Consider the following 22,602-nt stretch of genomic DNA (forward strand, 5'->3'; position numbering starts at 1 on the left):
CCTAGGCCGAGTGCCGCCCGTGCGGGCGCTCGCCGATGACGCCGTCGTGGATGTCGATCACGCGGTCGGCGGCGGCCGCCATCTTCGGATCGTGCGTCGAGACGATCGCGGCGACGCCCTGGCGGTGCACGAGGTCGGAGATCAGCCCCATCATGGTCGCCGCCGTGATGCTGTCGAGCTGGCCGGTCGGCTCGTCGGCGATGAGCAGTCGCGGGCTGTTCGCGAGGGCCCGGGCGATGCCGACGCGCTGCTGCTGGCCGCCCGAGAGTTCTGACGGCCGCTGGTTCGCGTGCGGGCCGAGCTCGACCAGATCGAGCAGCTCGGCGACGCGGGCATCCCGCTCCTTCACCGGGGTGTCGAGAATGCGCAGCGGGAGCTCGACGTTCTCCGCCGCCGAGAGGTGGGGGATGAGCGCGAACGCCTGGAACACGTAGCCGATCGTGGAGCGGCGCAGTTGCACCCAGTCCGCGGGGCTGGCGTTCGTGACATCCGTGCCCTCGATGCTCAGGCGGCCGCCGTCGGGCCTGTCGAGTCCGCCGAGGAGGTTGAGCAGCGTCGTCTTGCCCGAGCCGGAGGGGCCGCGCAGCACGACGAGCTCCCCGGGGTGCAGTTCGAGGCTCGCGCCGCGGAGGGCGTGGGTGGCCGTGTCGCCCGCGCCGTAGACGCGGTCGAGCCCCTCGGCGGTGACAACAGCGCCGCTCACCGGTCTTCCTCGCCCTCGGCGCGCGACGGGCGAACTTCGACGCGGTCGGATTCGAGGTCGAGCCGCACGCGGTCTTTCAGCCCCAGCGCGGAGAGGTACTCCTGCGGGAGCTGCAGCCGGCCGACCCGGTCGAGCACGGCGAACTCCTCGGCGTGCTGGATGCTGCGGCCGAACTCGTTCGTGCGCGTGGAGCGGTGCACCTCGGTGGAGGTGCGCCCGTCTCGGATCTGCACCGTGCGCCGAACGTGCGACGAGACTCCGGCGTCGTGCGTGACGATGAGAACCGTCACGCCCAGCCGCTCGTTCACGTCGCGCATCGCCTCGAGCACGAGCTCGGAGTTGAGCGCGTCGAGCTCGCCGGTCGGCTCGTCGGCGAACAGCACCTCGGGCTCGTTGGCGAGGGCGACGGCGATCGCGGCACGCTGCTGCTGCCCGCCCGAGAGCTCGCCCGGCAGGCGGTGTGCGAGCTCCGCGATGCCGAGTGGCTCGAGAACCGCCTCGACGCGCGCCCGCCTCTCCTTCGCCGGATACCGCGCGACGGTCAGGGCCATCGAGACGTTCTCGGCGACGGTGAAGTAGGGCACGAGGTTGCGGGAGGTCTGCTGCCACACGAAGCCCACCGTCCGGCGGCGGTAGGCCGTGCGCTCCGCCGACCGCATGGTGAGCAGGTCGTGCCCGGCCACGCGCGCCCTGCCCGCGGTCGGGATGTCGAGGCCCGAGAGGATCGACAGGAGCGTCGACTTGCCCGAACCGGACGCGCCGACGATGGCGGTGAGCTCGCCGCGCTCGACGCGCAGCGTGAGGCCCTGCAATGCCTGCACCTCCACGCCCTCCGCTGAGAAGATGCGCACGAGGTCTACGCACTCGATGTGCGGGGCATCCGTGATCGTGTTCATTCCGCTCCCATCTTGACGGCCGCCGAGGCGTCCAGTCGACGTGCCGCCGCCGAGGTGACGGCGCCCGTCGCGGTCACGACGGCGGCGAATCCCGCCACAACCGCCAGAACAACAAGCCACGGGATGCTCGCCCCGACGACCGCGGTGCCGCCGACGACGGCGCGCAGGTCGACGAGGGCGCCCACTGCGGCGGCGAGCCCGATCCCGAGCCCGGTCCCCGCCACGATCGCCGTGATCGTCATGGGCGCGAGCTCCCAGGCGAGCACGCCCCGCAGCTGCGAGGGCGCCATGCCGAGCAGGCGCAGCACACCGAGGTCCCGGGCGCGAGCGGTCGCGGCGCCCAGGGCTCCGAGCGCGACCGCGAGCACGCAGAGGAGCAGCGAGAGCACGGCGGCGGCGAGCAGCGCGACCGTGAGGCCCGCGATGCTCGGGCGGGCCGCGGCATCCGCGACCAGTGTCGTCGTATCGGTCACCCGCACCCGGTCGCGATCGGCCGGGCGCTGGTCCTCGGTCACGAGCTCACGCAGGCGGGAAGCGGTGGCCGCGATGTCCGCACCCGGGGCCGTCGACACCAGGGCGATCTCGTAGCTCGGCTCCTCGCCGAGGATCGCCGCCTCGTCGGCGATGTCGACGAGCACCCAGTCCCGCGACACCTGGGGCAGTGCGAGCGCCGGCAGCACTCCCGCCGTTGTGACGGGATGCCCGTTGAGCTCCGTCTCGTCCTGCGTGCGCTCGGCGATGTCCGCCGAGACGAGGATGCTCCCCGCCGGCGCCACGGGGATGTCGGGGCGGACGGCGTGCAGCGCCTCGAGGTCCGCGAAGACCACGGTGACGTGGGGTGTGTCGCGCCCGAACAGGATCTCGACGCCGGGGACGGTGTCGAGGCCCGCCACCGCGCGCACTCCGTCGACCGCTGCGATGTCGTCGAGGTCGTTCAGCGAGGCCGCATCCACTCTGATGTCGGCACCGGTCTCGCTCCTCGCGGCAGTCCCGAGCCCGGCGGTGATGGAGGACACCAGCACGAGGGAGAACACCGCGGCGAAGACTCCCACGACCATGGCCAGTACGGAGCCGAAGGCAGTGCTCCCCGCGCGGACAGCGCCCGCCGCCCCGACGAGGCCCACCGCGCCCCGCCGGGACCGAGCGCCGCGCTGGAGCGCCAGCAGGGGGAGCGGGTAGAGGCGCAGTACGACGATGCACACGACGACCGCGAGCAGCAGGGGCGTCGCCGCGAGCAGCGGGTCGACAGTTCCGCCGCCCGTGACGACGAGGCCGCGGCGCAGCAGCAGGAACAGCGCCAGGGCCGCGATGCCGGTGGCCCCGAGCTCGACGAGCCAGCGGGCGCGGCTTCCGCGCCCGCCGAGATCGGAGCGCCGCGTGGTCGCCCGCGGGCTGCTCGCCGCGAAGAGGACGGGCACGGAGAGTCCGATCAGCAACGGCAGGACCCAGGTCTCCGGGCCGACCGGGACGGGCACGACGAGTGCAACCGCCGCCAGGGCGATGGCGGTCACCGGGAGCCCCACAAGGGCCCCCTCGACGAGCATCGTCATGCGCAGCTGCACCGGACTCGCGCCCCGCGATGCGGCGAGCACCAGAGTCGGGCGGCGCCGGTCCAGGACGGCGCGGGTGCCGAGGGCCAACACGGCGATGAGGGCGCCGAGTGGAGCAGAGCCCACGAGGGCGGAGACGGCCGTGACCGTCGCGACCGTGGCGGTGACCCGGTCGAGCGCGGCAGGCAGCCCCGTCTCGAAGATCAGGGCCTCGCCGGTCGGCAGGTACAGCCCGAGCGTGCCCATGCGGCGGAGCTGGTCGGTGAGCTCGGGCACCTCCGAGTAGGTCATGGTGTCGGCGATCAGCGGGTACCACGCGCGCAGCTCCGAGCGCTGCAGGGGCGTGGGCAGGAAGGCGGTGGAGAGCGGGTCGACGTAGGCTGCGGCGCGGACCGTCGTCGGCGAACTCGGCGCACGCGTGACTGTCGCGCTCAGCAGTTCGTGCGCGTGCACCCAGTACGGGTCGTCCGGGTCGTCCACCGTGTAGATGCCGGTCACGATGAGCGGCGCCTCGCTGTAGTTCAGGACATCGCCGATCTCGAAGCCGGCCTGCTCGGCGTAGTCCTGGGAGATGGCGATCTCGAGGGGCTGGCTCTGGTCGCCGTTCCAGGGGCCGGGCACGGCGCCGGCGGTGATGGTGACGCGGTCCTGCCAGCGGAGATCGACGGCGAGGCCGATCACGGGCTGCACCCGCACGCGCGGCTGGGGGATGTTGACCTGGTCGGGTGGAAGGAGAGCCATCCACGAGACGGAGCCGAGGGAGTCCCGCAGGGGTGACGGCAGGCTGCCCGGCACCCCGGCGAGCACGCTGTCCGTACTGCCGAACACCTGCTCCGCCGACGTCGGCGTGCCCGCCGTGTTGAGTGCGCCGAACTCGCCCGTGCCGTACAGGTCGGTCACGCCCGGTGCGAGCGAGGCGAGCTCGTGCTGCAGCTCGGCGTCCGACAGCACGACGAGGCCCCGGGGGAGCAGTGCGGCCACGGCGACGGCGACGCCCACGAGCACCGCGAGCGCGACCGACGTCGACGCGCGGGAGCGGAGGTGCCGGAGGAGCAGGAACGGGGTGCTCACCGGACCGCCCTCCGCCCGTAGACGGCCAGGATCACGGCGAACGCGGCGAGCAGCGCGGCCAGCCCTATGACCAGTCCCGCCGGCTGGAGGCCGACCGCCGTGGCGAGGGACGTGTACGACCCGGGAACGGCGGCGCGGGCGAGGGCGGGGATCGTCAGGGCCGTCACGACGCCGCCGGACACCAGCCCCACGAGGGCGCCGAGCGCGAGGACGATCCCGAACTCCAGACGGCGGGCCCGTGCGACAGTCCGATCGGCGACCCCGAGGGCGCGCAGCACCGCCGTCTCCGAGCGGCGGGACCGCAGTTGGGCGCCGGCGACGGCGACCAGGGCGACGACGGCGAGGATGCCCGCGCCCCCGGCCCCGATCCACAGTGCGCTCGCCGCCGAGGCCAGGATCGCGCGGTCCTCGTCCGCCGCGAGCGACCGGACGACCACGCCCGCCGGGACGGCCGCGCGGACCGACTCGAAGCTCGCCGCCGGGTCGCTGCTCCCGATCCACGCGGCCTGGGCGGTCGGGGTCACGGTGTACAGGCTGGCCCGCGCCGCGGCGACGACGGCGCCGTCCACGAGCACGGCGGACTCCGACGGCGCTCCTGGAACCGCGGGGATGATGCCGGTCACGAGGCAGGGGAACGGCGGCAGCCGCGCGTCCAGGGCGATCGGCACGACGTCGCCCACGCGGATGCGGGCGAGGTCGGCGAGCGCGCTCGAGATGACCACCGGCGGGCGCAGGCCCTCGAGCGACGGGCCGAGCCGCACCGACGTGAGACCGTCGACCGACCGGAAGCCGGCCCCGGTGGGGGCCGGGGCGACCTGCGTGGGCAGGGGCGAGAAGCCGGAGGCCGACCAGCTGTCGCCGAGCGGCACGTCGGCGCCGTCCGCCGCCAGCCCGGTCACGCTCACCGAGGTGGCGCCGCCGTCGCTGAGCCCGACCACGAACGCGAGGACCTTCCACCCGCCGCGCCCGGCCGGCAGGTCCGCGCGGTAGCCGTCCGTCAGCGGGAGCTCGTGCTGCACCCCTAGCTCGTCCGCGATCACGATCGTGAGGTCGACGGGTGCTGCGGAGTTCGCCTCGAGCTGCGCCTCCACCTCGCGCGACCCGGCAGGCAGCACCGGAAGTGAGAGCGGGGTAGAGACGAGCGCGGCCGCCGTCGGCGCGTCGAACACCCCGCCCGCGGAGCTGGCGAGCTCGAGGAGGGCGGCCGTCGTGGCCGCGACCATGCTCGCGGGGCTCTCGCCGACGGTCACCTGCTCCGAGTAGACGGGCGCCACCTCGGTGACCGCCTCCGCCCCGGCGATCGCCGACACCACGGGCTCGTCGATCGGCGTGCGGGTGCCGGTCGCGGTGACCTCCGAGCCGGCGCGCAGCGCGCTCGTGGTCGTGTACGCCGAGTCCCAGGTCTGCGCGTAGCCCGCGGCGACCGTGAGCTGCCCGACGGCCAGTGCGCAGAGCACGAACGGCGCCGCGAGGAGCGCCGTGCGCCGGGCAAGAGCTCGGGGCACCAGCCCGAGGCCGGTGGACCTGCGCGCCCTCGCGTCGAGCGGGCGCGCCACGAGAGGGAGCGCGGCGAGCGCGAGGGTCACGAGGGCGAGCAGAGAGAGCGCCGGGGCCAGCACGGCTATCGGGTCGACCTGCGTCCCGCCCTCGCGCGTGGGGGTGAGCGGCGAGCCGTAGAGCAGGAGCTGCCACGTCGAGACGGCGGCGGCGAGGGTGAGGAGCACGGGGGCGGCTGCGCCGGTGACCCGGGATGCCCGGCCGGCGTCCTCCGAGACCTCGCGCCGCGCCACCGAGCGAGCCGCGAGGAGCGTCGTCGCGGCGAAGGCGATCACGGCGGCAGCGGCTGCGGCGGCGGGAACCGCCCACACCGCGCTGCCGAGGAGGGCCGGATCCTCGCCCAGTACTGCCAGCCCCACGCCGGTGCCGGCGGCCGCGCCCACGACTGCCACCGCCGCCGACTCGGCGGCCGCGGCGCCGGTCAGTGCGCGCACCGTATCGCCCCGGGACCACAGGAGCAGCGTCTCGCTTGCGCGGAGGGCGGCGAGGAGGCGGCCGAGCTCGACCAGGGTGAGCGCGGCGATCGCGGCGATGACCAGGAGGGTCACGGGTGCCACGGCGCTCAGCGCGTCGACGGTGGTCTGAGTGGTCGTAGCCGAGCTGGCGAAGCGCCCGTTGAGCTGGGCCCCGTTCACGTCGAAACCGCCGTCGGCGCGCATCGAGTCGACGATGGTCCGCCAGCGGGCGATGACGATGTCGAGGTCGCCCGCCTCGAGGCCCGCGATCACCGGGGCGATCGCCCAGCGCGTCCGGGTCTCGGCACCCACGGTGGGCAGCTCGTCCTCGCTCAGCGTGATCGGGCCGTAGATGACGCCGTTGACGCCGTTGAGCATGAGTGTCTCGCTGACCCAGCGCGGGTCCAGCGGGTCGGAGACGCGCCAGGTGCCGGTGACTGTAACCGTCGCGTCGCCCACCTGGAGGGTCGTGCCCGGCTCGAGGCCGAGTGCCTCGGCGGCGTCAGCCTGTACCGACGCCTCACCGGGGGAGTGCGGCCAGGCGCCCGCGACCAGCTCCGCGTTCGCCTCGAGGTCGGGTATCGCGGCCGCGAACGCCTTGACCCCGGTCGAGAGCTGCACCGGATTCGTGGACACGGTGCTGCGCGTGACGTCGAGCGGGATCATCCGGTCGCCGTTGCTGAGCACCTGCCCGAGGAGGGCGCGGACGCGGGAGTCCTGCGCCGCGATATCGTCCTCGGTGGTCAGGGAGAGCTCGAGCGCGACATCGGCGCCGGAGCGCTGGGCGAGCTGGGAGCGCACGCCGTCGATCTCCGCTGCGCGCAGGTAGCCGAGGATCCCGATCGAGGCGCCGCTCACCAGCGCAACCACCACGAGGAGCGCCGCGAAGACGACCGCGCGCTGGCGCATCCTCTTCAGCAGGAGCACGCACGCCCTCCGGTTCCTCGGCGATCGGATCGTTCGAGACTATCCGGTCGCGCCGCCGGTCAGGCCGCCCACTCCAGCCGGGAGCGCAGGGCGGCCACCGCGGCTGCCGGCAGCGGGAGCTCCCGCTCGGCGATCTCGAGCATCGCCCGCGCGCACGCCTCCACCGGGAGCTCCTGTGCCGCGATGAGCTCCGCGCCGAGCCTCGGATGCGCGAACTCGAAGCGGCGGCGCGGGTCGAGGTTGTCGGGCACCGACGAGCGCAGGAGGACCAGCAGGTGCTCGAGGGCGAGCCCCCGCACGGATGCCCCGCCCGAGAGCACCTCGCCGCGCCGGGCGCGACCCACCCCGACGAGCAGGGCGGTGAGGAACACCTCGGCGGATCCCGAGTCGGGCACGGGCTTGGCCGCGACGGACTCCATCACGCCGAGAACCGTCGGGCCGCCGTAGGCCACCTCCCAGTCGTTCGCGTAGAACGTGGCGAGGCCGGCGAGGTCGGTCACCGCGAACTCGATGACGGAGCCGTCGTCGTAGACGGCCTTGAAGCCGTCGTGGTGCTCGCGCACCGAGGCGACCAGCCGGTCGTGCCGCGGGAGCCAGGAGAGGTCGCCTCGCAGTGCCTCGACCCGCTCGGGTGGCGCGATGACAGCGAAGTCGTGGTCCGACCACTCGTCGACGCGCGACCGGTCGGCCGTCGACCCCATGAGCACGAGGCCCGTGATCACGGGGCTCTGAGTGCAGCTCTCGACGAGTTCCTGCAGATAGGCGGTAAAGCGATCCACGGTTTTCCTCCCGGGCTTGACGTCATCGGCGACTTCATTCTATGGTTTATTTAGTTCTGAACAAAGCCGATCAGTTAGGCACAGTCAATGGCGTCTCGTCCCGCGGCCCGCACCGATGTGAACCGGTCGGCGATCCTGGCGCACCTCGGCGCGCACGGCCCCGCCTCCCGCGCAGACCTCGCCCGTGCCCTCAACGTGTCGCCGGCCCTCATGACCGCCCTCACCAAAGACCTCATCGCCGACGGCCTTCTCGTCGAGCTCGAGCACTCGCCCTCGCAGGGCGGCAGGCCGGCACGGATGCTCGGGCTCGTGTCCTCCGCGGGCCGTGCCATCGGCGTCAAGGTGGTGGCCGACCACGTCGCATTCGTCGAGGTGGGGATCGACGGCGCAGTCCGCCGCTCCGCCAGCGAGCCGTTCGACGCCTCCGCGAACACCTTCCTCGCCGACCTCACCGCGCTGCTGCGGCGCTTCATCGCGGGCGGCTCCCACGAGCCTCTGCTCGGCATCGGCGTGGGCGTTCCCGGCAGCGTCGACCGACAGGGCAACGGCCTTGTCGACTCCTCCCAGCTGGGCTGGTCGCAGGTGCCGATCGGCTCGACCCTGCGCCGCGAGTTCTCCCTCCCGGTACTGGTCGAGAACAACGTCAACGCGCTCGCCGTTGCGGAGCGCCTGTACGGCGTGGGCCGCCAGCACGAGAACTTCCTGGTCGTGACCATCGGCACCGGTGTCGGAGCAGGGATCGTTCTGGACGGCGTCGTCCTCCGCGGCAATGCCGGGGGAGCGGGCGAGATCGGCCACATCCCCGTCGACGAGAACGGCCCGCTCTGCTCGTGCGGCAACCACGGGTGCCTCGAGTCGTTCATCGGCGAGGCCGCGCTCATCCGGCTGGCCCAGGAGCGCGGCATCATCGGGGAGCGCAGCGGCATGTCGGCCCTCCGCGCGGAGGCAGACGCCGACAACCCCGCAGCGACCGCGGTGTTCAGCGAGGCCGGGCACCTGCTCGGCCGCGCGCTCGCCGGCATCATCCACACGCTCGACCCCGAGATCGTCATCGTGCTCGGCGAGGGCACGGCCGCCTGGCGCCACTGGTCCTACGGCTTCGAGCCCGCTCTGCGCAGCGCGCTCATCCCGTCCCGCCGCGGTGTCGGCGTCGCGGTCGAGACCTGGCAGGACGAGAGCTGGGCGCAGGGCGCCGCGGCGATCGTGCTCGCGACCCCGTTCGACTCCGACGGGCTCGCCGGCGACCAGGGCCGGCTCGTGCGCGAGCGGCTCGTCGAGCAGTCCTCTCCGCAGGAGACGGCATGAGTGTCTCGACCGCTCAGACGAGCATCCTCGACCGCTCCGGCCCGCCGAAGCTGACCCGGCCCGTGCGCAAGGCCAAGGGCCGCTATGCCCTGACCGTCCTCGCCTTCCTGCTGCCCAGCGCCATCCCGCTCGTGCTGTTCGTGCTCGGTCCCATGGTCGCCGCCGCGTGGATCAGCCTGCAGAAGTGGAACCTCCTCGCCCCGATGAAGTTCATCGGCCTCGACAACTACACGAAGCTGCTCAGCGACCCGCACACCGGCGAAGTGTTCCTGCACACGGTGTACTACATCGTGGGATACCTCCCGCTCGTCTACATCGGGGGGCTCGCCCTCGCCCTCGCGCTCAACACGGCGCTCAAGGGCCGCTCGTTCCTGCGCGGGGTGTACTTCCTGCCGGTCGTGACGAGCTGGATCGTCGTGGCGCTGGTCTGGCGCTGGCTGCTCAACCCGAGCAACGGCATCGTCAACGCGGTGCTCGGCTTCTTCGGCATCGCCGGCCCCGGGTGGTGGACCGACCCCGTCTGGGCCATGCCCTCGATCATCCTCGCGTCCGCGTGGAAGGACCTCGGGTTCGTCATGGTCATCCTGCTCGCGGGGCTCCAGGCGATCAACCCCGACCTCATCGAGGCGGCGAAGATCGACGGCGCCGGATGGTGGCGGCGCCTGTTCAGCGTCGTCCTCCCGATGCTGTCGCCGAGCACCTTCTTCGTCCTCGTGATCTCGCTGATCAACGGGTTCCAGGTCTTCGACCAGGTGTACGCGATGACGGGAGGCGGCCCGAACGGCGCGAGCGAGGTCGTGGTGCAGCAGATCTACGACCTGACCTTCCGCTACGGCGCCGCGGGCGAGGCCTCCGCCCTCTCGTGGATCCTGTTCATCGTCATCCTCGCGATCACCCTCATCCAGGTCCGCGGCCAGCGCCGGTGGGTGACCTATGGCTGACGCGGCAGTCCTGCAGCGCCGGATGCCCCCGCGCGCGAAAGCCGGCTGGATCGCCCTGCACGTGGTGATCATCGTGGGTGCGATGGTGATGTTCTTCCCCTTCCTCTGGACGATCATCACGTCGATCAGCCCGGGTGTCGGCCTCACGGTGGTTCCCCGGCTCATCCCCGAGAACCCGAGCCTCGAGGCGTACGCGCGGCTCTTCTCGGAGCGCCCGTTCGGCCGCGTCATCCTCAACAGCTTCGGGCTTGCCGCGGTCACGACCGTGGCACAGCTCGTGACGAGCTCGACGGCCGCCTACGCGTTCAGCAGGCTGCCGTTCAAGGGGCGGGGGGCCGTGTTCGCGGTGTACCTCGCGACGATGATGATCCCGCTGCAGGTGCTCATCGTGCCGCTGTTCGTCGAGCTCAAGAACTTCAACCTGCTCAACACCTACATCGGCGCGCTGCTGCCGACGTTCGCGAGCGCGTTCGGCATCTTCCTGCTCCGACAGGCGGTCAACCAGGTGCCGCGCGAGCTGGACGAGGCGGCGACGCTCGACGGCGCCGGGCACTTCCGGATCTTCTTCTCGATCATCATCCCGAACATCCGGCCGGCGCTCGCCACGCTCACGATCTTCGCGTTCATGGGCAGCTGGAACAGCTTCCTGTGGCCGCTCGTCGTGCTCCGCAAGCCGGAGCTGCAGACGCTGCCCATCGCCCTCGCGGGCCTGCAGGGGCAGTACACCACGGAGTGGGACATCATCATGGCCGGCTCCGTCGTGAGCATCCTCCCGATGCTCGCGCTCTACATCTTCGCCCAGAAGTACGTCATCCAGGGCGTCGCCAGCTCGGGGATCAAGTGATCCTCGCGCACCACCCGAGTGAATCAAAGGAGATAACAGCACCATGAAGCGCACACTCATCGCGGCAGCGGGCATGCTGGGCATTGCTGCCCTCGCACTGTCCGGATGCTCGACCCCCGCGGCCGAGGAAGGCCCGGTCACCATCACGTACACGAACTTCATCTCGAACGACGGCAACGAGGACAACCTCCAGAAGATCGTCGACGCCTTCGAGAAGGAGAACCCCGACATCACCGTCGACGTCACCACCCTCCCGTACGGCGACTACGGCACCGCGCTGCAGACCGACCTCGCGGCCGGTACGCAGTCGGACGTGTTCGACATCGAGTACGCGAACTACGCGGCCTACCAGGCCAACGGCGTCCTCGCTCCGCTGACCGTGGAGAACCCCGACGCCTACCGCCAGTCGCTGCTCGAGGCGTACTCGACCGACGGCACCTCCTACGCGCTGCCGAGCTCGTTCTCGGACGTGGTCCTGTACTACAACAAGGACCTGTTCGACGCGGCGGGCCTCGACTACCCGACCAACGACTGGACCTGGGCTGACGAGAAGGCCGCGGCCGAGAAGCTCACCGACCAGGCCGCCGGCCAGTGGGGCGACCACCAGCCGATCAGCTTCTACGAGTACTACAAGGTGCTCGCCCAGAACGGCGGCACGTTCCTCAACGACGACAAGACCGCCGTCGCGTTCAACACCCCCGAGGGCCTCGAGGCCGCCGAGTGGCTCGTGAACAAGAGCGGGACGGTCATGCCGACGATCGAGCAGGGCCAGGGCACCGCCGACTTCGACACCAACCTGTTCAAGGACGGCAAGCTCGGCATGCTCCACACGGGCATCTGGGTGTTCGGCGCCGTCGCCGACGTCCCCTTCAACTGGGACATCGCGGTCGAGCCGGGCAACACCGAGCAGGCGAGCGCCGTGTTCTCGAACGCGGTCGGTGTCTCGGCAACGTCCGAGCACATCGCCGCGGCAACGAAGTGGGCCGAGTACCTGACCTCCTCCGACACGATGGTGCAGACGCGCCTCGACGCCGGATGGGAGCTCCCGCCCATCTCCGACGAGAAGCAGCTCGCCACCTACCTGGACAAGGGCAAGCCCGCCAACCGCCAGGCCGTCTTCGACTCGCTGGACGGCATCGCACTGCCGCCCGTCGTGGCCGAGGGCCAGACCGAGATGCAGGACATCATGGGCGAGGAGCTCGTGGAGGCCCAGGCCGGCCGCAAGACCGTCCAGCAGGCACTCGACTCGGCAGAAGAGCGCATCAACGCAGTAATCGGCGGCTGACACCAGCACGCCACGTGGCCCCGGGGCACAGCCCCGGGGCCACCCGCCCACGACTTCAGGGAGCACCACAGACATGACCGCCGTCGAGAGCAGAAGCTGGACTCTGCCCGAACTCGCCGCGCTGGCCGACAGCAGCCTCGACACCATCGTGTCGTTGCAGGACCCCTCGGGCGCCTACCCCGCGAGCCCGACCTTCTCCGCGTACCAGGGCTACTCGTGGTTCCGCGACGGGGCCTTCATCGCCGACGGCGTCTCCGCCTGGGGCGGCGTCGAGTCCGCGAGCCGGTTCCACGACTGGTGCTCCCGCATCCTGGTCTCGCGCCGGGGCCGGATCGAGGGGATCGTCGCGGCCGCCGCTGCGGGCAGCCCCGTCCCCGATGCGGAGATGCTCCCCACCCGCTTCACCTTCGCGGGCGAGGAGGGCGCCGACGAGTGGTGGGACTTCCAGCTCGACGGCTACGGCACCTGGCTGTGGGCCGTGGTCGAGCACGCGAACCGCCACTCCCTCGGCCTCTCGACCTGGGTGCCCGCCATCGAACTCGCCGTGGACTACCTCGTCAGCTCCTGGCGGCGCCCCTGCTTCGACTGGTGGGAGGAGCACTCCGAGCACGTGCACGGCTCCACGCTGGGCTGCATCGCCGCGGGACTCACCGCCGTGGGCGACGTGCTTCAGGGCGACCGGGCCCTGGCGGCCAAGGCGGCGGTGACGGAGATCCGCGCGCTGATCCGCCAGGAGGGGCTTGCCGACGGGCACCTCACCAAGTGGATCGGGTCGGCGGACGTCGACGCGAGCCTGCTGGCCGTCATCCAGCCGCTCGGCGTGTTCCCCGCCGACAGCTCGATCGGCGCGGCGACGATCGCCGCGGTCGACCACCAGCTCAACGTCGACGGGGGCGTGCACCGCTTCACCGCCGACACCTTCTTCGGCGGAGGCCAGTGGCCGCTCCTCAGCTGCTTCCTCGGCCTGTGCCTCCTCGCCGCCGGCGACCGCGACCGCGCCCTCGACCAGCTGCGGTGGGCAGCGGCAACGGCCGTCGACCAGCACCTGCCCGAGCAGGTCGAGCTCCACCTCCTCGCCCCGCACATGCAGCAGGAGTGGATAGACCGCTGGGGCACCGTCGCCACGCCGCTGCTGTGGTCGCACGGGATGTTCCTGCGGCTGGCCGCGGACCTCGAGCTCAAGGCGCGCGCGTGATCCGCCACCGCCCGTTCGGATCGGGCCACCCCTACTCCGTGGACACCGAGCAGCGGCATCCCGTAGACCCGGTCGCGGGGGAGCCGGTCACGCTCGGGGTGCGCACGTCGGGTGAGTTCGACGGCGTCACGCTCGAGTACTCAGTCGACGGCGGCGAGGTGCGCACAGCGGCACTCGCCCCGGCTCAGCGGAAGTCGCGCGGGCAGACTGTCGACGGCGGTCACCTCGCGTCCGCGCAGGCGCGGCTCGCGCGGGCGTCGAGCGGGTGGTCGGTGTCTCTCGACTCGCTCGCGCAGGGGCAGCGGTACCGGTACCGCTTCGTCGCCCGCACCGCCTCTGGAGCCAGCACCGAGAAGACCCGGTGGTTCGAGTTCACCGTCTTCGCGTGGGAGTCCCGCGGCGACCGCTCGGTGCTGACGGACGGCACCACTGTCGCGCGCGTGCGGCTCTCCCTGCCCCTCGCTCCCGGCGAGCACGTCACGGGGTTCGGCGAGCGGTACGACGCGCTCGACCACCGCGGGGCATCCCTCGACTCGATAGTCTTCGAGCAGTACAAGAACCAGGGCGCCGAGCGGAAGACGTACCTGCCCATGCCGTTCGCGCACGTCGTGGGCGGGGAGGGGTGGGGATTCCACGTCCGCACGTCGCGGCGCGTGTGGTTCGATCTTCGCGACCAGCTGGAGATCGAGGCGGAGACCGGGCCGGACGGCTCCCTCGACGTCGCCGTCTACCGCGGCACGCCCACGGAGGTGCTCGACCAGTTCCTCGCCGAGGTCGGCAGGCCCGAAGAGCTGCCCGACTGGGTGTTCCGGCTGTGGGCCAGCGGCAACGAGTGGAACACGCAGGCCGAGGTCATGAGGCAGGTCGACGCGCACCGCGAGCACGACATCCCGGTGGGATCGGTCGTGATCGAGGCGTGGAGCGACGAGAGCACGTTCACGGCCTGGCGCGGAGCGCAGTTCACTCCCGCCGAGGGGCCGCGCCGGCTCGCCGACTTCACCTTCCCGTCCGACGGACCGTGGCCCGACCCGAAGGGCATGGTCGACGAGCTTCACCGACGTGGCGTCCGGCTGCACCTGTGGCAGATCCCGCTGATCAAGATGCGGCCGCACCCGCGCGACCAGGTGGCGATCGACGCCGCCGAGGCGGTCCGCGAAGACGTCCTCATCAAGGAGGTCGCGCCCGACGGGCGCCTGCGGCCCTACCGCAACCGCGGCTGGTGGTTCCCGCTCGGCCTGATGCCCGATCTGACGGATGCGCGCGCCGCGGCCTGGTGGACCGAGCGCCGTCGCTACCTCGTCGAGGAGCTCGGCATCGACGGCTTCAAGACCGACGGCGGCGAGCACGCGTGGGGCCGCGACCTGCGCTACCTCGACGGCCGCCACGGCGACGAGGCGAACAGCACGTTCCCGGTGTCGTACGCGAAGGCGTACGGCGACCTGCTGCGCTCGGCGGGCAAGGCTCCTGTGACCTTCAGCCGCGCCGGGTTCACCGGCAGCCAGGCGCACGGCGCGTTCTGGGCGGGGGACGAGAACTCCACCTGGGAGGCGTTCCGCTGGTCGATGTTCGCGGGGCTCTCCGCCGCGTCATCCGGCATCCTCTACTGGGGCTGGGACTTCGCGGGCTTCTCGGGCGAGATCCCCAGCGCGGAGCTGTATCTGCGCTCGGCAGCGACCGCCGCCTTCGTGCCGATCATGCAGTACCACTCGGAGTTCAACCACCACCGCACCCCCTCTCGCGACCGGACCCCGTGGAACATCGCGGAGCGCACCGGCGACGACCGGGTCATCCCGGTATTCAAGAAGTTCACGGACCTGCGCGAGCGGCTCGTGCCGTACCTCGTCTCGTCGGCCAGGGACTCGATCGCCACGAGCTCGCCCCTCATGCGCCCGCTGTACTTCGACCACCCCGGCGACCCGCTCGTGTGGGAGCACCCGCTGCAGTGGATGCTCGGCCGCGACCTCCTCGTCGCGCCCGTGCTCGCGGCGGGGGCCACGGAGTGGCAGGTGTACCTGCCCGAGGGCGACTGGGTCGACGCGTTCACGGGGTCGCGCCACGGTGCCGGGCCGGTGTCGCGGCGGACGCCGATCGACGAGCTGCCGGTCTACGTGCGCGCCGAGGCGTGGGAGCGGCTGCGCGAGGTGTTCGAGCCGACGGAGGGTTGAGTAGGGCGCTCTAGCGCCCGTATCGAAACCGGTCTGTGGATCTGTCCGGTTTCGATACGGCCGTGGGCGGCCTACTCAACCCGCCGCGCGCCCTAGGCTGGCGTGATGCTCCAGCCCATCCTCGCCGGGTTCGTCGCGGCGATCTCCGGTTTCGCGTCGTCGTTCGCCCTCGTGATCGCGGGACTCGTGGCTGTCGGCGCCACGGACGCCCAGGCCGAGTCCGGCCTCCTCGCGCTCTGCCTCGCGGTCGCCGTGGTCAGCACGGTCTCCGCGCTCTGGCTGCGGATCCCGCTGTCGATCGCCTGGTCGACCCCGGGAGCGGCGGTGCTCCTCGCGGCGGCGGGCAACGGCATCCGGTTCTCCGACGCGGTGGGCGCGTTCGTCGTGAGCGGCGTGCTCATCGTGCTGTGCGGCCTGTGGCCGGCGCTCGGGCGCGCCATCACGAGCATCCCGAAGCCGCTGGCGAGCGCCATGCTCGCGGGGGTGCTGTTCCCGATCTGCCTCGCGCCGTTCAAGGCCATCGCCGACCCCGCGATCGTGTTCTACGCGCTGCCCATCTTCATCGTGTGGCTCGTGCTCTACCGGCTCGCGCCGCGCTGGGCGGTGCCCGCCGCGATGGTGGTCGCCGTGGTCGCGATCGTCGTCTACGCCGGCACGGGCTGGATCACCGCCGCCGACATCGCCCCCCAGTTCGCCTTCGTCGCGCCGACGTTCGACCCCCTCACGATCCTGAGCCTCGGCCTGCCGCTCTTCATCGTGACCATGGCGGGCCAGAACGTGCCCGGCTTCACCGTGCTCTCGACGAACGGCTACCCGCCTCTCCCGCGGTACGCCCTCGTCAGCACGGGACTGGGCTCCGCGGGCGCTGCGCTCTTCGGCGGGCACTCCATCAACCTCGGTGCCATCACGGCGGCGATCATGGCGGGGGAGGAGTCGCATCCCGACCCGAAGAAGCGGTGGGTCGCGACCCTCACCAACGGGCTGCTGTACGTGCCCCTCGGGCTCGCGTCCGGTGTGGCCGTCGCCCTCGTGAGCGCTGCGCCGAGCATCCTGATCACCGCCGTCGCGGGCCTCGCCGTGCTGGGCGCGCTGATCACGAGCGTCGTCAACGCGGTCGAGGATGCCCGTCACCGGGTCGCGGCCATCGTGACGTTCCTCGTGGTGGCCTCGGGAATCGTGATCCTCAACATCGGCTCCGCGTTCTGGGGGCTGCTCATCGGCGGCGCGGTCATGGCGTGGCTCAGCTGGAATGGCAGGCGGAAGGCCCGCGTTGCCCCTTAGGTGAAGCTCTCCGTTCTCGACCTTGCCTCTGTCTACGAGGGGATGACCCACGGCGAGGCCCTCCGCCAGACCATCGTCACGGCGCAGGAGGCCGAGAAGCTCGGCTACCACCGGTTCTGGGTGGCCGAGCACCACGGGATGCCCGCCATCGCGAGCTCTTCTCCGCCGGTGCTGATCGGGGCCATCGCGGCGGCGACCAGCACGATCCGCGTCGGGTCGGGCGGGGTGATGCTGCCCAACCACTCGTCGCTCGTCGTCGCCGAGCAGTTCGGCACGCTCGCGGCGCTCCACGGCGACCGCATCGACCTGGGGCTCGGCCGCGCGCCGGGCACCGACCCGCTCACGACCTCGGTGCTGCGTCGCGGTGCCGTCAACGAGACCGTCGACGACTTCCCGAACCAGGTGATCGAGCTGCTCGCGTGGTTCGGCACGATCCCGCCCCTCGAGAACGGGATCGGGTCGCGCGTGATCGCCGTACCCGGGCTCGGCGACTCGCCGGAGCTCTGGCTGCTCGGCTCGAGCGACTTCAGCGCGCGCCTCGCGGGGCTCATGGGGCTCCCGTTCGCCTTCGCGCACCACTTCGCGGGCGGACCGAACACGCGCGTCGCGTTCGAGACCTACCGCGCGAGCTTCACGCCCTCTGTCGTCCTGACCGAGCCGCACTCGATGGTCGCCGTGGCGGCTTTGGTCGCGGATGACGCGGCCCAGGCCGAGCGCCTCATGCTGCCCGGCAACCTCGGCTTCGTGCGCATGCGCCAGGGCGCCCGTCCGTCGCGCATCCCGACCCTCGCGGAGGCCGAGGCGCACGAGTGGTCGGCCGCCGAGCTCGAGTGGGCCGCCGAGCGCAACAGCCAGCAGGCCATCGGCGATCTCGGCCACGTGAGGCAGCGGCTTGACGACCTCGTGGCCGTCACGCGTGCCGACGAGGTCATCGTCGTGCCCCAGGGGCCCGACCTGGAGACGAAGCTCCGGACGCTGCGCGAGCTCGCAGGTGCAAGGATCGGAGGATGAGCACCTTCACCCCGCCCCACACCACGCTCGAGGCCTCCAAGGTCATCCTCGGGCTCATGCGCATCACCGACCTCGACGCCGAGCAGATCCGCACCCTGGTGGGCACCGCCCGCGACGCCGGCATCAACGTCTTCGACCACGCCGATATCTACGGCGGCGCTCCGCACGTGTGCGAGCAGCTGTTCGGGGATGCCGTGACGTTCTCGGCGGCCGATCGCGAGACCGTCATCATCCAGTCCAAGGTGGGCATCCGCCCCGGCCGCTTCGACTTCTCCAAGGAGCACATCCTCGAGACGGTCGACGGCTCGCTGAAGGCGCTCAACACGGACTACCTGGACACGCTGCTGCTGCACCGCCCGGACACGCTGGTCGAGCCGGAGGAGGTCGCAGCGGCGTTCGACGAGCTGCAGGCCTCCGGCAAGGTGCGCACCTTCGGCGTCTCCAACCACACGCCCGGCCAGGTCGAGCTGCTCAAGCGCTACGTGACGCAGCCGCTGGCCTTCAACCAGGTGCAGCTGAGCATCACGCACGCCCCGATCATCGCCTCCGGCGTTGCGGCGAACATGGTGGGCCTCGACCAGTCCATCGACCGGGACAACGGCATGCTCGACTACGCGCGGCTCAACGACATCACCCTGCAGGCGTGGTCGCCCTTCCAGAAGGGGTTCTTCGACGGCGTATTCCTCGGCGACCGCGAGAACTTCCCCGACCTCAACGACGCGCTCGACGAGATCGCGGCCGCGCACGGCGTGACTCCCACCGGGATCGCCGTGGCGTGGATCACCCGGCACCCGGCGAACATGCAGGTCGTGCTCGGTACGACGAAGCCCGAGCGCGTGGTCGAGTCGGCCGCGGGGGCGGACGTGCCGCTCAGCCGCGAGGAGTGGTACCGGCTGTTCACGACGGCCGGGCACATCCTGCCCTAATCCCTTAGGGAGCGTCTCGGAGGGCCTGCGCCTGCTCGCGGGCGACGCCGCGCATCCGGTCGAAGATCTCGAGCACGGTCTCGAGCTCGGCCTCCGACTTGTCCGCGAGCGCGCTCATCCAGGAGTGGGACATCTCGGCGTACAGCTCGCCGATCTCGCCGCGGCGGGTCTTCTTCATCACGACGAGGACCCGCCTGCGGTCACGGGCATCCATGAACCGCTCGACCCAGTTCGCCTTCTCCAGCCGGTCGACCATGCGCGTTGCGGCGCCGCTCGTGAGGCCGGCGGCGTCGGCGAGCTCGCTCGTTGAGACCGTGCCCTTGCGCATGAGCAGGGTGATGGCGCGCAGGTCGCTTATCGTGAGGCCGAGGCGGTCGGCCAGGGCCTCCTGCAGGGCGACGCCGTCGGAGACCGTCTCGGCGACGTCCGCCTGAAGGCGGGCAATGAGCTCAGCGCGGCTGGGGGCCATGCGCCATGCTACGTCCGGAAGCCGAGTGGGCTGAGTAGGCGCTCCCGCGCCGTATCGAAACCCCACCGACGTTGATCGAGGGCGAGGTTTCGATATGGCCGCGGGGGGCCTACTCAACCCGGCTAGTTCAGGCCGCGCCGGTCGAGCAGCGGCTGGATGTCGGCGTCACGGCCGCGGAAGTCGCGGAACGCCTCGAGCGGGTCCTTCGAGCCGCCCACGCCCAGCAGCCGTGAGCGGAACAGGTCGCCGTTCTCGCGGGTGAGCCCGCCGTTCGACTTGAACCACTCGACAGTGTCGGCGTCGAGCACCTCGCTCCAGATGTACGAGTAGTACCCCGCGTCGTAGGCCGAGTTGGCGAACACGTGCTGGAAGTACGTGCTCGAGTAGCGGGTCGGCACGGCGGGGTTGTCGAGCCCGACCTTGGCCAGCGCGGCGGCCTCGAAGGCGGGGACGTCGTCGATCGCGGCATCCGGCCCGATGGTGTGCCACGCCTGGTCGAGCAGCGCCGCCGCGAGGTACTCGCTCGTGGCAAAGCCCTCGTTGAAGGCCGAGGACGCCTGGATCTTGTCCACGAACTCCTGCGGCATCGGCTCGCCGGTGATGTGGTGCACCGCGTAGTTCGCGAGGACCTCGGGCCAGAGCATCCACATCTCGTTGACCTGGCTGGGGAACTCCACGAAGTCGCGGTAGGTGTTCGTGCCCGCGAACTTCGGGTACTTCACGCGCGCGAACAGCCCGTGCAGCGCGTGCCCGAACTCGTGGAAGAACGTGTTCACCTCGTCGTAGGTGAGCAGCGTCGGCTCGCCTGCGGCGGGCTTCGGCACGTTGAGGTTGTTGGTGACGACGACGGGATGCCCGAGCAGCTCCGACTGCGAGATGAGCGAGTTCATCCACGCGCCGCCCCGCTTCGAGTCGCGCGTGTACAGGTCGAGCGTGTACAGCCCGACGGGCGAGCCGTCCTCGTTGGAGACCTCGAACACCCGCACGTCGGGGTGGTAGGCCGGGATGTCGTGGCGCTCCGTGAACGTGACGCCGTAGAGCTTCGTGGCGGCGAAGAACACGCCGTCCTTGAGCACGCGCTCCGACTCGAAGTACGGCCGCATGGCGACCTCGTCCACGTCGTACTTGGCCTGGCGCACCTTCTCGCTGTAGAACGCCCAGTCGTGCGCCTCCACGGGGTGCCCGGCCTGCGCCTCGAGGTCGGCCTGCTCCTCCTTGGCGTTGCGCGCCGCCGGCACCGCGAGCTTGTCGAGCATCGCGGCCACGTTCGCCGGGGTCTTGGCGGTCTCGTCGGCGATGACCCACTCGGCGTGGCTCGCGAAGCCCAGCAGCTTCGCCCGCTCGGCGCGCACCCGGGCGATGTCGAGCACGAGCTGCTGGTTGTCCCAGTCATTGCCCCGGATGCCGCGGGCCCGCGATGCCGCCATGATCCGGGCCCGCACGTTCCGGTTCGTGAGGGAGGACAGCCACGGGTGTCCGGTGGGCAGGACGAGCGTCACGAGGTACTTGCCGTCGAGACCGCGCTCCTTTGCCGCCTCGGCCGCGGCGGAGATCTCGCCCGGTTCGAGGCCGGCGAGCTCGGCCGCATCCTCGATGACGACAGCGAGGTCGTTGGTGTCGGCGAGCAGGTTCTTCTCAAAACGGGTGGTGAGGGTGGAGAGCTGCTGGTTGAGGTCGCGCAGAGTCTCCTTCTCCGCATCGTCGAGACCCGCGCCCGCGATCGTGAACTCCATGTAGTAGCGCTCCACCAGGTAGCGGCTCTCGGCGTCGAGTTCCAGCGAGTCGAGCTGGTCGTGCAGCGTCTTGATGCGCCAGTACAGCTGCGAGTCGAGGCGGATGGCGTCGGAGTGCGCCGCGAGCAGGGGAGCGATCTCCTCCTCGAGCTCCGCGGTAGCGTCATTGCCGTCGGCGGAGACCTTGTTGAAGAACACGGTGGCGACGCGCTCGAGCACCTGCCCGGCCTTCTCGAGCGGGATCATCGTGTTCTCGAAGGTGGGCATGTCGCGCTTCATCGTGATCGAGCGGATCTCCCTCAGGTGCTCCTCCATGCCGATCTCGAAGGCGGGCTTGTAGTGCTCGTCCGTGATCTCGACGAAGGGCGGCATGCCGAAGGGGAGGGTGCTCGGTTCGAGGAAGGGGTTCGTCATTCCTCCACCATAACCGGCACATGCAAAGATGTCATTGCAAAGATGCTGTTGCAAAGAAACCTTTGCAATGTTATCTTTGCACTATGAGCGAGAACGAGCGTCCTGAGGGGTCGATCCCCGATCGGCAGTTGGACATGGAGAGCCTCAAGGCCCTTGCGCATCCACTGCGGGTGCAGATCTTGGACACGCTCAGCACCTACGGGCAGTTCACCGCGAGCGGGCTCGCGGAGCGCCTGGGGGAGTCGAGCGGAGCGACGAGCTACCACCTGCGCCAGCTCGAGAAGCACGGCTTCGTGCGCGAGGTCGCAGGCAAGGGCACCGGTCGTGAGCGCTGGTGGGAGCGGACGCCCGGGGCGATCAACCTCGACGCCACTCAGCTCGACCAGACGCCGGCGAGCCTCGCCGCGTCGAAGACCATCGTGCGCCAGTGGGCCCGCACTCGCAACGACCTGCTCAACGACTTCCAGGAGCGCGGGTTCGACGTCCTCCCCACCGAGTGGCTGCGCGCGAGCGATGTCTCGACGGTGAATCTGAAGCTCACGCTCGACGACCTCAGGGAGATCTCGGAGGGCTGGACGGAGTTCATCGAGCCGTTCATCCTCCGGCACCGCGGCAAGAACCCGCCGGGCTCGCGGCCTGTCCAGATCCACTTCAACGCCTTCCCCGTCGTCGACGGCGAAGTGACTCCTCACAGCCCCGAGAAGGAGGCCTGAACCCATGATCGAACTGCTCGAAAGGGCACCGGAAATGTCGGTGGTCGACCGTACTTTTGAACCTACGAGAGAGGTGAGAACGATGACTGCAACGTACAACGTGAACGCTCGCCGCGTCCGCGCACACGGGCTTGACCGGGCCGTCATGCGGGTGAGCCTGATGATACTGCTCGCCGCGCGCAGGCACGCCGAGCGGGCCGTCATCGGCTACGAGGAGCACACCCGCTTGCACAACGAGAGCGTGGCCGCGCAGCGCCGCGAGCACGCTGCTGCGACGCTCATCGCGCGCGTGTACTGACAGCGTGCACTGAATCCACAAACCCCCAGCCCCGGTCTCCGCGACCCAAGACTGAGCACACCGGCGTCCTAGCGCTTTCCTCCT

General features: G+C 70.9%; 18 protein-coding genes. 11 read left to right on the plus strand and 7 right to left on the minus strand.

Going from position 1 to position 22,602, the window contains the following annotated elements; translation table 11 throughout:
• Window position 1: 1 nt before the first annotated feature.
• Genes AC1RTC_RS01665 through AC1RTC_RS01685 form a run of 5 tightly spaced genes read right to left on the minus strand, consistent with a single transcriptional unit; the run spans window position 2 to window position 7,938 of the window.
• Window positions 2–703: an ABC transporter ATP-binding protein gene (locus AC1RTC_RS01665; RefSeq protein ID WP_493153715.1), complete on the minus strand. Its 702-nt coding sequence runs from the start codon at window positions 701–703 to the stop codon at window positions 2–4.
• On the minus strand, window positions 700–1,599 hold the full coding sequence (locus tag AC1RTC_RS01670) for an ABC transporter ATP-binding protein (RefSeq protein ID WP_493153716.1): 900 nt from the start codon (window positions 1,597–1,599) through the stop codon (window positions 700–702). The genes AC1RTC_RS01665 and AC1RTC_RS01670 overlap by 4 nt, the downstream gene beginning before the upstream one ends.
• Window positions 1,596–4,220 carry an FtsX-like permease family protein gene (locus AC1RTC_RS01675; RefSeq protein WP_493153717.1) on the minus strand — a complete coding sequence of 875 codons (2,625 nt, stop codon included), beginning with the start codon at window positions 4,218–4,220 and terminating at the stop codon, window positions 1,596–1,598. Before AC1RTC_RS01675 ends, AC1RTC_RS01670 begins: the two co-directional genes overlap by 4 nt.
• Complete coding sequence (locus AC1RTC_RS01680; RefSeq protein WP_493153718.1) at window positions 4,217–7,159, minus strand: FtsX-like permease family protein; 2,943 nt, start codon at window positions 7,157–7,159, stop codon at window positions 4,217–4,219. Before AC1RTC_RS01680 ends, AC1RTC_RS01675 begins: the two co-directional genes overlap by 4 nt.
• A 59-nt stretch (window positions 7,160–7,218) precedes the next feature.
• Window positions 7,219–7,938: a hypothetical protein gene (locus AC1RTC_RS01685; RefSeq protein WP_493153719.1), complete on the minus strand. Its 720-nt coding sequence runs from the start codon at window positions 7,936–7,938 to the stop codon at window positions 7,219–7,221.
• Between the two features lie 87 nt (window positions 7,939–8,025).
• Here AC1RTC_RS01685 and AC1RTC_RS01690 point away from each other — a divergent pair, with 87 nt between their 5' ends.
• The 9 genes from AC1RTC_RS01690 (at window position 8,026) to AC1RTC_RS01730 (ending at window position 18,891) form a co-directional block, all read left to right on the plus strand.
• On the plus strand, window positions 8,026–9,243 hold the full coding sequence (locus tag AC1RTC_RS01690) for an ROK family protein (RefSeq protein WP_493153720.1): 1,218 nt from the start codon (window positions 8,026–8,028) through the stop codon (window positions 9,241–9,243).
• Entirely contained in the window at window positions 9,240–10,184 is a 945-nt protein-coding gene (locus AC1RTC_RS01695) for a carbohydrate ABC transporter permease (RefSeq protein WP_493153721.1), read from the plus strand. Before AC1RTC_RS01690 ends, AC1RTC_RS01695 begins: the two co-directional genes overlap by 4 nt.
• Window positions 10,177–11,028: a carbohydrate ABC transporter permease gene (locus tag AC1RTC_RS01700; RefSeq protein WP_493153722.1), complete on the plus strand. Its 852-nt coding sequence runs from the start codon at window positions 10,177–10,179 to the stop codon at window positions 11,026–11,028. Before AC1RTC_RS01695 ends, AC1RTC_RS01700 begins: the two co-directional genes overlap by 8 nt.
• 43 nt (window positions 11,029–11,071) lie before the next feature.
• Window positions 11,072–12,313: an ABC transporter substrate-binding protein gene (locus AC1RTC_RS01705; protein WP_493153723.1), complete on the plus strand. Its 1,242-nt coding sequence runs from the start codon at window positions 11,072–11,074 to the stop codon at window positions 12,311–12,313.
• Between the two features lie 73 nt (window positions 12,314–12,386).
• A complete protein-coding gene (locus AC1RTC_RS01710; protein ID WP_493153724.1) occupies window positions 12,387–13,508 on the plus strand; it encodes a glycoside hydrolase family 15 protein in 1,122 nt (373 codons plus the stop codon).
• Window positions 13,505–15,673, plus strand: coding sequence for a glycoside hydrolase family 31 protein (locus AC1RTC_RS01715; RefSeq protein WP_493153725.1), 2,169 nt, complete (start codon window positions 13,505–13,507; stop codon window positions 15,671–15,673). The genes AC1RTC_RS01710 and AC1RTC_RS01715 overlap by 4 nt, the downstream gene beginning before the upstream one ends.
• Window positions 15,674–15,778: 105 nt before the next feature.
• Complete coding sequence (locus AC1RTC_RS01720; RefSeq protein WP_493153726.1) at window positions 15,779–16,954, plus strand: benzoate/H(+) symporter BenE family transporter; 1,176 nt, start codon at window positions 15,779–15,781, stop codon at window positions 16,952–16,954.
• A complete protein-coding gene (locus AC1RTC_RS01725) occupies window positions 16,955–17,965 on the plus strand; it encodes an LLM class flavin-dependent oxidoreductase (protein WP_493153727.1) in 1,011 nt (336 codons plus the stop codon).
• The gene (locus AC1RTC_RS01730; protein ID WP_493153728.1) at window positions 17,962–18,891 is read left to right on the plus strand and encodes an aldo/keto reductase; all 930 of its coding nucleotides are present in this window, start codon (window positions 17,962–17,964) and stop codon (window positions 18,889–18,891) included. Before AC1RTC_RS01725 ends, AC1RTC_RS01730 begins: the two co-directional genes overlap by 4 nt.
• A 4-nt stretch (window positions 18,892–18,895) precedes the next feature.
• Here AC1RTC_RS01730 and AC1RTC_RS01735 read toward each other — a convergent pair whose 3' ends face one another.
• Complete coding sequence (locus AC1RTC_RS01735) at window positions 18,896–19,360, minus strand: MarR family transcriptional regulator (protein ID WP_493153729.1); 465 nt, start codon at window positions 19,358–19,360, stop codon at window positions 18,896–18,898.
• 122 nt (window positions 19,361–19,482) lie between these two features.
• On the minus strand, window positions 19,483–21,507 hold the full coding sequence (locus tag AC1RTC_RS01740) for a M3 family metallopeptidase (RefSeq protein WP_493153730.1): 2,025 nt from the start codon (window positions 21,505–21,507) through the stop codon (window positions 19,483–19,485).
• A gap of 83 nt (window positions 21,508–21,590) precedes the next feature.
• Between AC1RTC_RS01740 and AC1RTC_RS01745 the strand changes: the two genes are divergently transcribed.
• Together AC1RTC_RS01745 and AC1RTC_RS01750 are read left to right on the plus strand one after the other, a co-directional pair.
• Complete coding sequence (locus AC1RTC_RS01745) at window positions 21,591–22,220, plus strand: ArsR/SmtB family transcription factor (RefSeq protein WP_493153731.1); 630 nt, start codon at window positions 21,591–21,593, stop codon at window positions 22,218–22,220.
• 4 nt (window positions 22,221–22,224) lie between these two features.
• Entirely contained in the window at window positions 22,225–22,518 is a 294-nt protein-coding gene (locus tag AC1RTC_RS01750; protein WP_493153732.1) for a hypothetical protein, read from the plus strand.
• The last annotated feature ends 84 nt before the right edge of the window (window positions 22,519–22,602 follow it).

This window comes from Rhodoglobus sp. GW821-FHT12B09, from assembly GCF_058809925.1.